Origin of the sequence: Flavobacterium tegetincola DSM 22377, from assembly GCF_000425485.1 — a bacterium.
In the GTDB taxonomy this organism is placed as follows: domain Bacteria; phylum Bacteroidota; class Bacteroidia; order Flavobacteriales; family Flavobacteriaceae; genus Flavobacterium; species Flavobacterium tegetincola.
In genome coordinates this window covers 18,532-36,114 of record NZ_KE384388.1, presented here as the reverse complement: position 1 = coordinate 36,114, position 17,583 = coordinate 18,532, and the positions used below count along the sequence as shown (strand labels likewise).

The window sequence follows — 17,583 nt, the reverse complement described above, 5'->3', positions numbered from 1 at the left end:
GCATTAAAGTATTTCAACATCTGTTTCTTCTGGTTTACCTGAAATTCGTTCTTGCAATCCTTGAAAAATTACAAATAGAATTGGAATTACGAAAACTCCAAAAACAGTTCCTACTAACATTCCTCCTACAGCACCCATTCCGATGGAACGGTTACCAACAGCACCTACTCCTGTAGCCAATGCCAATGGCAAAAGTCCGAAGATAAACGCTAAAGAGGTCATCAAAATTGGTCGCAAACGTGCTTTTGAACCTTCAATCGCAGCTTGCATTAAATCCATTCCATGTCGACGTCTTTGTATTGCAAACTCTACAATCAAAATCGCATTTTTGGCTAATAATCCTATCAGCATGACTAACGCGACTTGGAAGTAAATGTTATTTTCCAATCCGGCGAGTTTCACAAATCCAATCGCTCCAGCAATTCCTACAGGTAATGAAAGAATTACAGAAAGTGGGACCAAGTAACTTTCATATTGAGCACTTAGTAAAAAGTAAACAAATATCAAACTCAACAAGAAAACACCAATAGCTTGATTTCCTGCTAAAATCTCTTCACGTGTCATTCCAGAAAATTCATAAGTATATGATTTTGGCAAATGTTCTGCCGCTACTTCTTGAACTGCTGCAATTGCATCTCCTGAACTAAATCCTGGGTTTGCTTTACCATTTACATTTACCGCTTTTAATAAATTAAATCGGGCAACCGCTTCTGGACCATAAATACGTTTCAAGCTTACAAACTGACTAATTGCCACTTGTTGACCCGAAGCGTTTCTGATGTAAATGTTATTTATAGACGATTCATCCGCTCTATCTTCAGGTTTTGCCTGAATCATTACACGGTATTGTTTACCAAATTTATTAAAATCAGTGGTATACAATCCACCATAATATCCTTGCATCGTGTTGAAAATATCCGTCAAAGAAATACCAGCATCTTTAGCACGTTCTACATTGACATCCATTTCATATTGCGGGAAAGATGGGTTAAAATTCGTCATTGCATATTGAATCTCTGGACGTTGCATTAACGCTCCTAAAAACTCATTAGACACTTGACTTACTTTCTGCCAACTATCATCACCTTTATCCTGAATTTTCATTTCAAAACCATCCGCTGAACCAAAACCTTGTACACTTGGAGGTGTAAAAAACAATGCTTTTGCATCTTTAAAGTGAGCTGTTCGTCCAAATAATTCTTTCACAACCGCATCTACCGATTGATTATCGTCTTTTCGCTCGCTCCAATCTTTCAATTTGATTACTGTAAAAGCGTACGAACCACCATTAACTTGATTTAACAAACTAAATCCAACAACACTCATTCTTGCTTCAACAATATCCATCGAAGCTAAAATAGAATCTAATTCCATTACCGCTTTTTCGGTTTTCTCCAATGTAGTTCCTGGAGGTAGTGTTAAATCGGCCATGATAATCCCTCTATCTTCATTCGGAATAAATCCTGAAGGAGTGGTTTGGAATAAGAAAAAAGTAATTCCACTAAAAACAATTAATCCTGTTACAGCGATCCATTTTTTGCGACCTAAAAATCGTAATGATTGAACGTAACGATTGTTCATTCTATCAAAATTTGTATTGAAGGCGATGAAGAAACGTTCTTTTAAATTTTTCTTGGCATGGACTGAATCTTTGTGCGGTTTCAATAACAAAGCACATAATGCCGGACTTAAAGTCAATGCATTAATTGCCGAAATTAAAATTGCCACTGCCAATGTGATTGCAAACTGCTGATAGAAAACTCCTGATGGTCCACTTAAAAACGAAACCGGAATAAATACCGCCGCCATTACTAATGTAATCGAGATAATGGCACCTGTAATTTCGCTCATCGCTGAAATAGTCGCTTCTTTTCCTGATTTAGCACCTTCATCCAGTTTAGCATGTACCGCTTCAACGACCACAATTGCATCATCGACGACAATACCAATTGCTAGAATCATTGCAAATAGCGTCAACATATTAATCGAGAATCCAAAAATTTGCAAGAAAAAGAACGTACCAACTATGGCTACGGGAACTGCGATTGCAGGAATTAATGTAGACCTAAAATCTTGTAAGAAAATATAAACTACCAAGAAAACCAATAAAAAGGCTTCAATCAATGTTGAAATTACTTTGTCAATGGAAGCATCCAAAAATGTCTTTGTGTTATACGGAATCACATAATCAACTCCCGGAGGAAAACCTGGTTTTGCTTCATTTACGATTTCCAATACTTCCGTAATAATATCTTGTGCATTTGAACCTGACGTTTGAAAAATTCCAATAGCCACACCTTGTTGACCCATTGCAATATTTTTAGTTCCGTAGTTAAATCCACCTAATTCTATTTTTGCAACATCTTTCAAATACAAGAAATTTCCATTTCCTGTGGCTTTGATAATGATGTTTTCGTAATCACTTATTTCTGATAAACGACCTTTGTATTTGATTACATATTCATAAACACCTTCAGCATTTTCTCCAAATTTACCAGGAGCTGCTTCCACATTTTGTTCTACTAAAGCCGCTTGAATGTCTTTTGGCGCAATATTGTAACTCGCCATTTTTTCTGGGTCAATCCAAATTCGCATCGAGTAATCTTTGGCACCAAAAACATTCACTTGTCCAACACCTTTTACACGTTGTAACTTTGGAACCAAATTAATTTTAGCATAATTCTGAATGTACGTTTCATCGTATTCCTTGTTTTTAGAATACAAAGCCATAAACATCAAAGCACTTGTCTGACTTTTTACAGTTGTAACTCCTGTTTGAATAACGGCTTGTGGCAATTTCGAAGTCGCTCTAGCCACACGATTTTGCACATTTACTGCTGCAATATCTGGGTCAACACCTAATTCAAAATAAACTGAGATTTTAGCCGAACCGTCATTTGCTGCAGAAGAAGTCATGTAAGTCATTCCTTCCACACCGTTGATTTCTTCCTCTAATGGAATAACTACACTATTCAAAACCGTTTCGGCATTAGCACCCGTATAAGTGGCACTAACTTGAACCGTTGGTGGTGCAATTTCCGGATATTGCTCTACCGGAAGAGACATGAGCCCTAAAACACCAAGAATGGTAATCAGGATTGAAATTACGGTCGATAAAACCGGTCTTTCGATAAACATTTTTAACATCTTGAATTATTTTTTAATTGGAGTTTCTGTTTTAGCTACTGAATCTGTAGCAGTTTGAGGCTGTGGTGTTTTTCCTTGAGGTACAATTTCCATATCGTCTTTCAATTTCGAAGCACCTTCTACAACAACAACGTCACCTTCCGAAAGTCCGTCGGTTACAATAAAGTTCATCCCTGAAACTCCATTTGTTGTAATGATGGTCGATTTTACTTTGTTACCTTCACCAACCACGTAAATAAGTTGTTTCCCTTGTACTTCAAAAACAGCATTTTGTGGTACAATAATTACATCTTTTTGTACAATTGGTAAACGAATAATTCCCGTACTTCCGCTACGCAAAAGTCCTTCTGGATTATTGAATTCCGCTCTAAATTCTGTAGTTCCCGTCTGTGGATTTACTAATCCGTTTATGGTTGCAATTTTTCCTTTAATGCTATATTCTGAATCATCAACTAACAAAAGAGAAACTTCAGGAACATTTTTTAATTTTTCAACTGTATTTGCACCTTTAAAAATTCTATTGAAAGAAAGCAATTGCTTCTCATTCATTGTGAAATAAGCTCTCATCACTTTCGAATCTGAGACTGTAGTCAAAGGCATTTCGCTTGTTGCACTAACTAAACTTCCTTCGCGGTAAGGTAAACTTCCCACTACACCATTAACGGGCGAAGTGATTGTTCCAAAACCAATAGTTGCAGCTACACTTCCGTAAGCACTTTTGGCTTGAGCCAATTTTGCTTTAGCAGTTTCTAATTGCACATTACTGATAATTTTTCGATCAACCAAAGGTTTCAATCGGTCTACCTCTACTTGAGCGGCTTGAACCATTGCTTTTGCAGCACCTGCATCTTGCGATAAAGTTTCTGTTTCTAATTTGAAAAGCAACTGTCCTTTCTTAACCATTTGTCCTTCATCTACATAGATTTTTTGGATAAATCCATTTACTTTCGGACGAATTTCTACGTTTTGTTGCCCTTCTAAATTGGCAGTATATTCTTCATAAACTGTGGCATCTTGTTTCGCTACCGTTTCTACCGGAAATGGAGCTGGACCTTGAGGCGGCATTTGCTGGTCTTCTTTCTTACCACAAGAAACAAGTACTAAAGCAAGTATAAATGAAGTTATTAAAATCTTTTTCATTTGAGTATTATATTTGATTTTGGTTATTATTATGTTCAATTTCTTTAAATCTCTGGATGGTATTCTCTAAAAGTGATTCAACCGTCAATATGTGTTTTTTATATTCTTGCATGTTTTCAAGATTGCAACGTTCTTCAAAACATGAAGCGGTTTTTTCGCGATAGCCTAACATCTTTTCAATTATCGTTTTCTCAAGAGCAATCATTTTCAAGTAGGTTTGTAATCGATTACTAAAAGGGGATGGTTTATAATATTTTTTCCTGTCGCCTGAAAGCGTATAATAAGTGATTTTCTCCGATTTTAGCAAAAGATTTAAGCTGGTAGAAACCGTACTCTTACTTGCCGCCATTCGCTCCACTAGATCCTCGAAAGTCAAACCAGTTTTACATCCGTCTAGAATTAAATTTCCTAAAATTCGTGAGGCCAAAGGTGGTAAGTGATGCGTGTTTTCAAAAAAAACGCCAAACATCTCAATCAGCTCCGCTTTTTCTTTTTCTATTTCCATCATAACTAATTTTTTTGCAAAGTTAGGTCAGGTTCGGATAAATACGAACCAAACGAACCTAATCTTTTGTTAATTTTTATTTCCCGAAAAATGAAGCATAAAAAAAGCCAGTAAAAACTGGCTATTTGATAATTTCTATGATGACAGTGAGAACACCGTGGTTTTTATTGTCGGTAATTTGCATAAAAGCTTCTTTTGATAAATCGATATCACGCGATTTAATAAAAGGGCCTCTATCGTTAACGGTTACAATCACCGACTTTTTATTCGCTACATTGGTCACTTTAAGTTTGGTTCCAAAAGCTAATTTTCGATGAGCGGCTGTTAATTTACGGTTACTAAACCGTTCGCCACTTGCAGTTTTACGACCGTTGAACTTATCTGCATAATAAGAAGCATGTCCTTTTTTATTAATAACTTTTCCGGAAACATTTTTTTTTGAGGAACAACTTAGTAGCAATAGTGATGAAAGCAAGATCACCAACCACTTATTTAATTTCAACATAATTTACTTTATCACTTCGATAGTTACTTTTAGATTTCCTGCATTTTTATTTGCAGCAATATCCATAAAGGCTCGTCTTGTTAGGTCAATTTCTCGTCCTCTTGTAAATGGACCTCGATCTGTAATCGTTACGATAACCGACTTTCCGTTTACTTCATTGGTCACCTTAACTTTAGTTCCAAATGCTAGCTTTCTGTGAGCTGCTGTATACTTGTCATTGTCAAATTTGGTTCCACTTGCCGTTTTTCTACCATTAAACTTATTGTGGTAATAGGATGCGTGGGCGTTTTTCTTGTGCAGTGTTAAACTTAGGTTAGTGGCTAAGCCCAAACTGTCTGCTATTGCAACATTTTTCTTAATTGTATCTTGAACCACTTTTTTAGAGTCTTGAAAATACAATTTGCTTGTGGTAAAACTACTTAAAAATAATCCTGTTGAAATCAGTAATAATAATATAATAAATTTCTGTTTCATATATTGTTTTGTGTTTTTAAATCAGATGAAAGCCATTCCATCTAGAAATACTGTTTTGAAAAGACAGTCTTAAACTGATTTGTTATTTGCCTTGGCAATGCTGTTAAGAGCAATTATTATACCTTAAAATTGCGGTATTAATTGCATTGCAAGATTATGCAGTTAGTTCAACCACATTTTCCAAGGAATTCTAGAAAGAATTAAAATCAACCCTAATGCATAAAATATTGTAAAAGTCTTGAATTTTGCATGTGAAGTTGTTAATTTTTTATGTTTAGACCATCCAATTGTAATTAGTGCAATTGCAATAATATTAATTAGTGGATGTTCTAGCGATGTTAAACGCAAAGCGGGATCTTTCATCTGTCCTAAAACTGCTTTTCCCAATGGAGATACAAAATATAAAATTAGTCCAAACAATAGCTGAATGTGTGTAAATATCAACCCGAAAAGTCCAAGCATTCGGTCTTTTTTAGTAAACTCACTTTTAGAATTGAGTCCGATTACTGCATTTATTACTGCAATTGCTAAAAAAATAAGTGCTAGATAAGCCCAGCCAGAATGCGCCTTTTGAATAATTTCGTATGTACTCATAATGTATATTGTTTTTTTTTGGAAATCAAAGATAGTTAAAAATTAGCACAAAAAAAGCCTTGCATTACTGCAAGGCTTTCAATTATAATAAATTTAATATTTATTAGAAGTTGTAACGGATTGATGCGTTCCAAGTTCTTCCTAATCCTAAGAAACCTTGATTGGCATCAGCAACTCCTAAGAAAGTTCTATCATTATCTTGGTACGTTCCAACTGATGGATTAGTTCCAACTGCTGGAATGTTATCGTCAGCTTTAATGTTTGTTCTCAATTCTGACAAATACAATTTGTCAAAAAGATTGTTTACGTTAATTCTGAAGTTTACACTGTTACTTTTAGTTTTACCTACTAACATTTTGTAAGAAAATCCTAAATCAGTAATATGGTAATCTGGCAATTCAAGATTTTCTTTTACTGCTCCAACATTAGAATTTAATTGATCGTAAAATCTCCAATCTGCATCAACAGAAACTCTTGTTGCAATAGTGTATTTAAATCCTAAACCAGCTGTAAATTGAGCAGCATCTCCAACTTTTCCACCGTCTACGTCTACGTCAGTAACAGACAATACATTTCTGTCTTGATCTCTTAAAGTAGTACGTGCTTCACCTTGGTATTCCCAATTTCCTGAAGATACAAATCCTCGTAAATCTAAAGTGCTTAATAGTTTTGCAACAAAGTCTAATTCAAGACCCATGTGTAATTGCTCTACACCTTCATTCGTTCTAAAAATCTCATTTCCTTGTAAAACAACGATATCACCATATGTTTCATCTGCAACTGTTACTCTTGAGCTTGAAACTACTCTATCTTTCCAAGAAGTTCTGTAAGCATTCACGTTAGCAGTGAAGAATTTTGAAGTAAAACTGTAACCCGCTTCAAGACCTAAGATTTTTTCGTTTTCAGTTAAAGGATTTAACTGATTAGAATAGTTCAAATAAATGTTATCATGGTACGGCTGACGAGAATAATATCCTGTATTTACGTAAAATGCATTTTGCTCATTTACTCTTAAGCTACCACCTGCTTTTACATTGTATCCAACGTTACTCACTTTTTCTGAATCTTCAGCTTCTGACAAATAATCGTATCTGTCAAATCTTTGGTGCGCTTGATTAGAAACTGCTCCTTGAAAAAACGCTGAGAAAAGATCTGTTGAATATTCTAATTGAGTAAAAACTCCTCCATAAGTAATACGTTCACTGTTATCATAATCAATTCTTTGATCTTCACCAATAGTATTGAAAGTAGCATTGTACGGACTCACACTTGGAGATTCTGTTACTGTGTTAAATACTGGACTACCTACGAATGCATTATCTGCATTTCTTAATGTTCTGCTTTCAGTCCAATTATTTAATCCTAAGAAGTTTGATACTTGACGGAAGTGAGTTCCGTAGTACGTTCTTAAGTCAAATCCAGCATTCCAAGATAAATTTTCTGTAAGTTGTTTCTCTAAGTTCGTTACTAAACCGTACCAGTTATGATTGTTCATAGAAGATCTGATCAAATACGATTTATTATCTCCTTGTACACCATCACCAACAGCTACGTTTCTATCGTAAATAGCATCAAAGTCAATTCTACCTTCTGCAGTACGAATAGATCGTGCACCATAGTTACCAGTTCCTCCACCGCGTCCCCATGAAGCGTACACTACTGTAGATAAATCTGTATTGTCATTAATTTTCCAATCCCAGTTTAAGTTAGCAACCGGTTTGTGGTAAAAGTTATTTCTTTCTGTTACAAAACTACCGTTTAAAAGGCCCCAGTTATTGTTGTATTTTCTACCGTATTTTTTATAGTCACCAATTTGTTTGGTGAAATTCTGATCGTGATCTTGTGGAGCACCAGTAATCAAGAAGTTTAAGTTATGGTTTTCACTTGGTTTGTAACCAAAAGAGATGAAATAATTCTGTCCCTTTCCAGCAGTTCCTTCATTGTAACCGTCACCTTGCCAGTGCGTCAACATCACACTCATACCAAAACCATTTTTGTTCATTCCAGTGCTGTATGCTGCAGTAGTTTTCAAGAATGAATCGTTACCTACACCTGTAGAAACAAATCCACTTTCTCTCATATCAGTAGCTTTAGTAATAAAGTTAACTGTTCCACCTACAGATGAAATAGCAAGTTTAGAAGAACCTAAACCTCTCTGAATTTGAATTCCATTTGCAATATCTGACATTCCAGACCAGTTAGACCAATACATCAAACCATCTTCCATTCCATTAATAGGTTGTCCGTTTAATAAAAAGGCTGTGTTGTCTTGACCAAATCCACGAACAAGAATTCTTGAATCTCCAAATCCACCGGATTGACCCGCAACATAAATAGACGGAGAGTTTACCATTGTTTGAGTGATATCAGAAGATCCCACTTTTTCAACAATCTCAGCTGATTTAATTGTAGTTACAGCAATTGGTGTTTTTCTGTCGCTAGCTAAATCGATGATTCCTCTACCTACAATAATTACTTCTTCCAATTGACTTGCGTCTTCTGTTAAATTGATTGTTCCAACATTTACTGTTTTCCCACTTTCTACAGTAAAATTAACTGTTGCTTTTTCAAATCCTACGTAAGTAAAGACCAATTGACCTTTAGCCACTTTACTTTCAATAGTAAATTTTCCGTCAATATCGGTGGAAGTTCCTGTAGAACTACCGTTTACCATAACATTAACGCCTGGAATACCCGATTTCAATTGTGCGTCCACAATTGTACCTGTAATTGTCCCTTGACCAAATACTGTTGAAACGAGCAACAGCAATAATCCTGATAATAACCAATTTGTAGTTGTTTTCATGTTGTAATTTAAAATTTTGGCAAAATAACGACAAATATTTGACATCCACATTAAATTATTATTAAGAAAAACGTGCATTAGTTACTTTACACTAGTAATACCTCAATAGAATACCTCATTTAACATAATATATTCACGCTTTAACTCTTAATAAACATATTGAATTTTCATCCAAAATATGTTAAAAGACAATTAATCGAATTATTTTTGTAAAATTAGTAAAACTAAAAACTGTTATAAAAACTTTAAATTTTGATGATTATTTGGATAAAAAAACTATTTATTTTGTAAAAAATAATGCAACAGATTGGATGTAGAGCTATCGTGTTGCTTTACTTGACCTGAGTTAATCTCCTCTAAAATAGAACTTGCCAACTGTTTACCCAATTCAACTCCCCATTGATCGTAGCTGAAAATATTCCAAATTACTCCTTGAACAAATATTTTATGTTCATACATTGCCACAAGTGCACCTAATCTTTTAGGACTTAATTTTTCAATCAATAACGTATTGGTTGGCTTGTTTCCCTCAAAAACTTTAAAAGGAATTAAAAATTCAGCTCTGCCAGTAGAATAATCTAGCTTTGTAAATTCGGCACGGACTTGATCTTCCGTTTTTCCATTTAATAATGCTTCTGTTTGTGCAAAGAAATTTGACATTAACTTATCATGGTGATTTGTATCACCGTATAAAGGTTTCAAAAAGCCGATAAAGTCAGTAGGAATGAGCTTAGTTCCTTGATGAATCAATTGAAAAAAGGCATGTTGCGAATTGGTTCCCGGTTCGCCCCAAATAATAGTTCCAGTTTGATAGTTGACGATATCGCCATTTCGATCCACACTTTTACCGTTACTTTCCATAATTCCTTGCTGCAAATAAGGCGCTAATTTTTGCAAATATTGAGTGTAAGGAATGATGGCTTCGCTTTCTGCTTCAAAAAAATTATTGTACCATATGCTCAGTAATGCTAATATGACAGGAATATTTTGGTCGAATTCAGCCGTCTTAAAATGGTCATCCATTTCATTGGCTCCTTTTAGTAATGCATCAAAATGATCATAACCAACAGACAAACTAATTGTTAAACCTACCGCACTCCAAAGCGAAAATCGACCGCCAACCCAATCCCACATTGGAAAAACATTGTTTGCATCGATGCCAAAATCAGTCACTTTTTTCAAATTTGTAGAAACTGCTACAAAATGCTTGGCGACATCTTTCTGACTTGCCGATTTTAAAAACCATTTCCGAATGGTTTCCGAATTGGTCAATGTTTCTTGTGTAGTAAATGTTTTTGAAACAATTACAAAAAGTGTAGTTTCAGGATTTATGGTTTTCAATAATTCATGAACATGATCTCCATCAATATTGGATACAAAGTGTACTTTTAAATGATTTTGATAGTATTGCAAAGCTTCCACCACCATAGCTGGACCTAAATCAGAACCGCCAATACCTATGTTTACAACATCTGTAAACGGTTTTCCCGTATATCCTTTTCTAATTCCTGCTGTAATTTCATGCGTAAAATTTTTAATCTTATTTTTTACTTCTAAAATTTCGGGTACTACATTTTTGCCGTCCACTTTAATAACAGCATCATCCGAAGCTCTTAAAGCTGTATGTAAAACCGCTCGATCCTCAGTCTTATTGATAATTGCTCCATCAAAATAACTTGCAATAGCTTGCTTCAGATGCATCTCGTCGGCAAGTTTCAACAATAATTCGATTGTTCCTTCGGAAACTCTGTTTTTAGAATAATCGAGTAAAAAATCATTCCACTTGATCGTGAATTTTTCCGCTCTTGAAGCATCGTCTTGAAACATTTGCTTCATTGATTGCATTTTAATTTCTTGAAAATGATTTTCTAATGCAGTCCAAGAAGCCGTTTTTAAGGGAGAAAAAGTAGCTAAAGCCATGTTGATTTTTTTAAAATAATAAGATTCAAATTTATATTTTTTCATCTCAATGAAAATAAATATTCATTACAAAAAAGCGACAGCTCATTTCCAGAGACAATAGTGAAGACTAACTTTTGAAAATAAAATTTATTTCCCAAAAGGAAAATGTTGCAAAAGGATAAAAAGTAAGACGGCTAGAAAAAAATGGTCTTTAAAAAGATTAATCTTTAAATCTTACACGCGCTGTACTGTCCAATTCCCTTTTCAATGGTTCCATTTCCTTCATGAATCTAGGTTTAAATTTAGCATTCATAGGTTCTGAATTGGGTAATTTTTGCGCCAAAGCATCCACTTGAACACCATTTTTCCAGAAGCGGTAACACACGTGAGGTCCAGTTGCTAATCCGGTACTACCCACTTTTCCAATAACTTCACCTTGAGAAACACGTTGACCGTTGCGAACTAGAATCTTAGACATGTGTAAATACTGTGTAGAATACGTGCTGTTATGCTTCACTTTTACGTAATTTCCGTTTCCAGCAGTGTATCCAGTTCGTTCCACTACTCCAGATGCGGTACTTACGATTGGTGTACCAGTAGCCGCGGCGTAATCCGTTCCTTTATGCGCTTTAAATCTTTTCTGAACGGGATGAAATCTGTTTTTTGAGAATTTAGATGAAATTCTATAACCAAATTTTAAAGGTGCTTTTAAAAACATATTTTTTAACACCTTACCTTCTTCATCATAAAAATCAACACGACGAGCTTCTGGATCTTGTTTAAATGGAAAAGCATAAATCTTTTTTCCTTTGTGCACAAAGAAGGACGCTTCCAGACTTTCTACACCTGCATAAATGGTATCGTTAATGTACTTTTCATTAAACGTAACTGCAAAGCGATCTCCTTTTTGAATCTTAAAGAAATCGACGGAATACGCATAAATATCCGCTAAATTTTGGGCTAAAGAAGGCTGTACACCCGCTTGGTGCAATGTAGCAGAAAGTGATCCATCAATTTCTGTAGCAATAGTTCTTCGCTTGATGGTAATGGGTAGTTGCCTTTTATAAGCGCGAGTAGAATCACGCAAATCTACCACATAGTAATGAGAAATATCGGACTTATATATAAATGCCTTCAACACTTTTGCAGAATCTTTGGTACGCAACATCGTAAAAGCTTTACCTACTCTAATGTTCCTCAAATTAAAAGAATCACGAACTTTTTCGGTTATTTCATGTTCTTCATTCGTTCCCAAATTTTGTGTAGCTAAGATACTTCCAAAGGTATCACCACTTTCAATGGTATCTCGAACCACGTCGTAATCATTAAGTTTGAAACCAAATTCCAACACTATTGGATCTGGCTTTTTTATTGGAATAACTTCTTTTTTCTCTTCTTTTTCGTTACAAGCCACTACTAAAACAAGCAGTAACAATAAGGATGATAGTCTTTTCAAAAGTATTTTTTTATGCAGTTAGTCTATAGTTCTTCGCCCCAATGTTCTAGTTCCTCATGACTCCAAAGTTCTGGGAAAAATATTCTACGTTGGTACTTGGGATGCATGTATTTTTTCCAATCGCTTCCACCGGTTGCATCTCCGTCGCCGATGTATTTTCGTGCAGCATTCAAATGACCCATAACCCATGTAATATTTACGGTATGATCAAAGTGTCGCATCGTTCGGATTAATTCAGGATCTTTCTGACCTTCTTCGGGTAAACTTTTAAATTTTTGCCAAACATTAATCGAATTGTATTCTTCCATATGGCGGAGAAATTCGGCTTTATATTTCTTCTCAAATTCTAACAATAAGAACGATTTCTCGCCAGTAGCATGATTTTTACCAGCAGCCTGCCAATACAAGTGTTCAAATGCATGTGTAAAAGAAGTATCACGATCAATTGAGGTTCTAAAACGATTGTCAATCAAGTTAATTAAATCCGTGGATGAAAATTCAATCAATCGGTATTGTGCACTTTGAAATCCACTTGCTGGAGTCAATGTGTTACGGAATTTCATGTATTGATCAATGCTCATTCCGTCTCCCATAATATCAAAGGAAGTGGTCAACATGTCAAAGTAACGACTGATTCGCATCAACTTCTCAGCAAAATAAGTAGGATCTGGTTTATCGCTGTGACACAACTGCTTCATTTCCCATAAAATCATTTTAAATAGAAGCTCGTTTACTTGATGATACATTATAAACACCATTTCGTCTGGTAACGTGGTCCGTTGCACCTGAAGGTTCAACAAAGCATCCGTTTGTACATAATCCCAGTACGTCATTGGTTTGGACCATAACAATCCTTCCAAATGTACGTCTGTTTTTTGACCAACAGTTTTATATTTTTCTTCTAATTTATTTAATAAATCCTCGCGTTGCGCTGTAATCATTTTATTTTGCTTTTACTGAAAAGGGATATTTCAAGCCTTTGAAAGCTTCTAAATCGGCCTTTAAAGAACCTACTGCTAAACTCGCTTTTATTCTAACTGGCATTTTATTGTCGTCATCAGAAATCCAAACGGTTAAACTTTCCTGTTCTTTAAAAACGCGACCCGCTTGAACATAAGGCCTAAAAATCATCGTTGGAATTGTTCCAAATTTTGTGCTAATATCTTCGTTACCAAGGTATTTTAATTTAAATTTAGTGGTGTCATCGTCAAAAAACATGTCAATGGAGATGGACTCTCCCACTTTCACTTTATCAATATCTGGGTGGTTACGAAGATAATAAAATGTTGATAATATATCTTGTGTATTGGCAGGAACTATAAAACTTTTTTCCGATTTCTTTTTATAATCTTTGACCGTTACTGTATTATTGGATTGATTGAAAAATCCCTCCTGATTCTTAGTATAACCACCTTCGTCAATTTTTCTAACAAACTGGTAAGGGTTTCCTGTTCCTTTATCAAAATAACTTTCATAATCATCATCCACTTTAAAGAAAAACTTAGTCATTCCTGTGGTGTATCCTCGTCCAATGGCATGATACACTTTCTTATTGTTCTTTACAGCTTCTTTAACTTCCATTGTAGCATAACCTGCATTGACAATTCCGTAGTGAATTCTGAACTTAAACCATTCGCCTTCTTTAAAGGCACGTTCCTTTTGAGGAACAAAACTGACCGTCATTAAAAACAGTGCAAATATTAAAATCTTATTCATAGCTTTCTTTTTTCAATACAATATACAACTTTTGTTCCAAATGTATAAAAACAAAAAAGCCCAGTCAAAAATGACTGAGCTTTTATGCTATTAACCAACCAAAAAACTATAAATTATGAAAATTTACATTAAAACAGCAGGGAACCACCCCTCCTTATTTTTCGAGTGCAAAAGTACTTTATCTTTTACGATATAATATAAAAAAAATTGACTTTAACAATAATTTGACAAAAATACCCTTGAATACAGTTCAAAAATTAATTTATCGTTAAAATATTCTAAATGAATTGTAAACTTCCATTTTCAATCAATTCTTTTTATGAAAATTATTAGAGCTAATTTAATGAATTTAATCGAAATCTACTGAATAATTTTTAATTTTCAGAGTGGAAGTTCTCCCACCTTCCTGAACGCTATGAAACCATGCACTTATTTTAAACAATATGAATATACGAATTTTTCAAAAAAAAGATGCGATTCTTTAGAAGAATCGCATCAGATGTAACTATTAATTATTGAAGGACTTATAAAGTTCCTCTTTTTTCTTGTTCTCTTTCGATAGATTCAAATAGAGCTTTAAAGTTTCCTGCTCCAAAACCACGCGCTCCCATTCTTTGAATTACTTCAAAAAACAACGTTGGACGATCTTCTACTGGTTTTGTGAAAATTTGCAATAAATACCCTTCTTCATCTGCATCAATCATAATTCCAAGGCTCATCAATTTATCGATATCTTCTTTTAATTTATGATTATGTGCTTCTAAACGAAACGGCACTGCATCATAATAAGCTTGTGGAGGTGTACTTAAAAATTCAATTCCACGAGAACGCATATCTGCAACGGTTGTTAAAATATCGTCTGTAGCTACAGCAATGTGCTGAATTCCTGAACCTTCGTAAAAATCCAAGTATTCTTCAATTTGAGATCTCTTTTTACCTTCTGCTGGTTCGTTGATAGGGAATTTAATTCTTCCATTACCATTAGACATTACTTTGGACATTAATGCAGAATATTCTGTAGTAATCTGTTTGTCGTCGAATGAAAGGAAATTCACAAATCCCATCACATCTTCATACCATTTTACCCAAGTATCCATTTCGTTCCAACCTACATTTCCAACCATGTGGTCAATGTATTTTAATCCAACTGGTTTTGGGTTGTAATCGGATTCCCATTTTTTGTAGCCTGGCAAAAATTCCCCATTATAGTTTTTACGTTCTACAAACATGTGAACTGTTTCTCCGTAGGTGTAAATTCCAGCACGAACTACTTCTCCGTTTTCATCCGTTTCTACCGTTGGTTCCATGTAGGATTTTGCACCACGTTTCATGGTTTCTTCATAAGCTGAACGAGCATCTTCTACCCAAAGTGCAACGATTTTTACACCATCTCCATGTTTTTTTACGTGTTCTCCAATTGGGGAATCGCTTTTTAAAGCCGTTGTTAATACCAAACGGATTTTGTCTTGTTTCAAAACATAAGAAGCTCTGTCACGAACTCCAGTTTCTAATCCTGCATAAGCATGGGATTGAAATCCGAAAGCTGTTTTATAAAAGTGAGCTGCTTGTTTTGCGTTTCCTACATAAAACTCTACGTAGTCTGTACCTAAAAGTGGTAAGAAATCTTGAGCTCCTTCAAATATTTTTTCTAATCCGTATTCTACGTTTTTAATTTCTTTTGACATTGTAATTGTATTTTTTTTATAACTCTTTTTTATTTTAAGAGTGTTTATGATTTAATTTAATAGCCCCGACTGGTGGGAACATCCTCCCATTTTTCGCGGGAGATGTGGAAGGAAGGCGGGAATAAGGATTGCCCAAAAAGCCCGAGCCATTCGCTCCTAATGTTTATTCGACCCAAGATTTATAATATTTTCCATCATCAAGTCCCATTGCTTCTTCGGTAACCATTAAGGGACGGAACGTATCGACCATAACGGCTAATTCTTCGGTTCCGGTGTGGCCAATGCTTCGTTCCATTGCCCCAGGAGCTGGACCGTGCGGAATTCCTTTGGGATGCAAAGTGATGTGACCTTGCTCGATATTATTTCGAGACATAAAATCGCCATCTACATAATAAAGTACCTCATCACTGTCGATATTACTGTGGTTATAAGGTGCTGGAATAGATTTTGGATGGTAATCGTACAAACGTGGAACGAATGAACATACTACAAATGTAGACGTTTCAAAGGTTTGATGAATGGGTGGTGGTAAATGTACACGACCTGTAATTGGTTCAAAATTGTGAATGCTAAAAGCATATGGAAAGTTATAACCGTCCCAACCTACGACATCAAATGGATGTGTAGCATAAACCACTTCGTGCAACATGCCTTCTTTTTTCATCTTGATAAGAAAGTCGCCTTTTTCATCGTGTGTTTCCAATTCGGTTGGCAATTTAAAGTCTCTCTCGCAAAAAGGAGAATGCTCTAAATGCTGACCTGATTCGTTTTTATATCTTTTTGGGGTATAAAATGGTGCGAAAGATTCGACGTAAAAAAGGCGGTTATCTTCGGTATCAAAATCGATTTGGTAAATAATTCCGCGTGGAACAATTAAATAATCTCCGTATTCGAAAGGAATATTTCCCATCATGGTTCGAAGTGTTCCTGTTCCTTTGTGGATGAAAATCATTTCATCGGCATCGGCATTTTTATAGAAATATTCGCGTAAAGATTTTTTTGGAGCTGCAAGACCTATTACGCAGTCGCGGTTGACTAGCATTGCTTTTCGGCTGTCAAGAAAATCACTTTCGGGTTTTAATTCAAAACCTTTTAATAGTAAAGATTTGATGTTTTTTCCGATGGCAATTTTTGGCTCTACACTAGTTGAGGATAGAATTTCCTTTACTTGAGTAGGGCGATGCACATGATACAAAAGCGAAGAATGACCGCTAAAACCTTCTGTTCCAAAAAGTTGTTCATAGTACAATCCGCCATCTGGCTTCTCAAACTGCGTATGTCTTTTCTGTGGAAAGTTTCCTAATTTATGATATATTGGCATAATTTCTTAATTAGATAATTTGGTAAATAAATTCATAATCAGACAATTATCTTACTAATTATCCAATTGTCGAATTGAATTTCATTCTGGATTTCTCTTAATGAGAAATTTTAGATGTGACAATAATCCTTTCCAAGTCGTTTTCATAACTACAAATATCGTAAAATTTTAAATTTTTTGGTTCACGATGCGCTACAAAATTTATTGCCAAATTATTTTCCTAACATTATTAAGTAATTTTGATACAAAAATCTTAACTTGAATCTTTTATTTGAAGTGTATTTTAACTGTTAAAATAGTAGTGACTCTATCTATTTTGCAAGGTTTTTTTT

At 34.9% G+C, this 17,583-nt stretch carries 13 protein-coding genes; all 13 read right to left on the bottom strand.

The window, feature by feature from the left end; genetic code table 11:
• Positions 1-3: 3 nt before the first annotated feature.
• Positions 4-3,147 (bottom strand): efflux RND transporter permease subunit, encoded by a 3,144-nt coding sequence (locus H602_RS0116135; protein ID WP_026978947.1) that lies wholly within the window; start codon positions 3,145-3,147, stop codon positions 4-6.
• Positions 3,148-3,153: 6 nt separating this feature from the next.
• Positions 3,154-4,287: an efflux RND transporter periplasmic adaptor subunit gene (locus H602_RS0116130; RefSeq protein WP_035759911.1), complete on the bottom strand. Its 1,134-nt coding sequence runs from the start codon at positions 4,285-4,287 to the stop codon at positions 3,154-3,156.
• Between the two features lie 7 nt (positions 4,288-4,294).
• Positions 4,295-4,795 (bottom strand): GbsR/MarR family transcriptional regulator, encoded by a 501-nt coding sequence (locus H602_RS0116125; protein ID WP_245574959.1) that lies wholly within the window; start codon positions 4,793-4,795, stop codon positions 4,295-4,297.
• A gap of 118 nt (positions 4,796-4,913) precedes the next feature.
• The gene (locus H602_RS0116120) at positions 4,914-5,297 is read right to left on the bottom strand and encodes a septal ring lytic transglycosylase RlpA family protein (protein WP_035759884.1); all 384 of its coding nucleotides are present in this window, start codon (positions 5,295-5,297) and stop codon (positions 4,914-4,916) included.
• A 3-nt stretch (positions 5,298-5,300) separates the two neighbouring features.
• Positions 5,301-5,771, bottom strand: coding sequence for a septal ring lytic transglycosylase RlpA family protein (locus H602_RS0116115; protein WP_026978943.1), 471 nt, complete (start codon positions 5,769-5,771; stop codon positions 5,301-5,303).
• Positions 5,772-5,933: 162 nt separating this feature from the next.
• Complete coding sequence (locus H602_RS0116110) at positions 5,934-6,365, bottom strand: hypothetical protein (RefSeq protein WP_026978942.1); 432 nt, start codon at positions 6,363-6,365, stop codon at positions 5,934-5,936.
• Between the two features lie 103 nt (positions 6,366-6,468).
• On the bottom strand, positions 6,469-9,171 hold the full coding sequence (locus tag H602_RS0116105) for a TonB-dependent receptor (protein ID WP_026978941.1): 2,703 nt from the start codon (positions 9,169-9,171) through the stop codon (positions 6,469-6,471).
• Between the two features lie 276 nt (positions 9,172-9,447).
• Positions 9,448-11,091 carry a glucose-6-phosphate isomerase gene (gene pgi, locus H602_RS0116100; protein WP_026978940.1) on the bottom strand — a complete coding sequence of 548 codons (1,644 nt, stop codon included), beginning with the start codon at positions 11,089-11,091 and terminating at the stop codon, positions 9,448-9,450.
• A 202-nt stretch (positions 11,092-11,293) separates the two neighbouring features.
• On the bottom strand, positions 11,294-12,529 hold the full coding sequence (locus H602_RS0116095) for a M23 family metallopeptidase (protein ID WP_026978939.1): 1,236 nt from the start codon (positions 12,527-12,529) through the stop codon (positions 11,294-11,296).
• Positions 12,530-12,552: 23 nt separating this feature from the next.
• The gene (locus H602_RS0116090) at positions 12,553-13,470 is read right to left on the bottom strand and encodes a tryptophan 2,3-dioxygenase family protein (RefSeq protein ID WP_035759880.1); all 918 of its coding nucleotides are present in this window, start codon (positions 13,468-13,470) and stop codon (positions 12,553-12,555) included.
• A gap of 1 nt (position 13,471) precedes the next feature.
• Positions 13,472-14,245, bottom strand: a complete 774-nt coding sequence (locus H602_RS0116085; protein WP_026978937.1) for a DUF3108 domain-containing protein — start codon at positions 14,243-14,245, stop codon at positions 13,472-13,474.
• Between the two features lie 524 nt (positions 14,246-14,769).
• Positions 14,770-15,930 (bottom strand): 4-hydroxyphenylpyruvate dioxygenase, encoded by a 1,161-nt coding sequence (gene hppD, locus H602_RS0116080; RefSeq protein ID WP_026978936.1) that lies wholly within the window; start codon positions 15,928-15,930, stop codon positions 14,770-14,772.
• A 163-nt stretch (positions 15,931-16,093) separates the two neighbouring features.
• Positions 16,094-17,251 carry a homogentisate 1,2-dioxygenase gene (locus H602_RS0116075; RefSeq protein WP_026978935.1) on the bottom strand — a complete coding sequence of 386 codons (1,158 nt, stop codon included), beginning with the start codon at positions 17,249-17,251 and terminating at the stop codon, positions 16,094-16,096.
• Positions 17,252-17,583 lie beyond the last annotated feature (332 nt).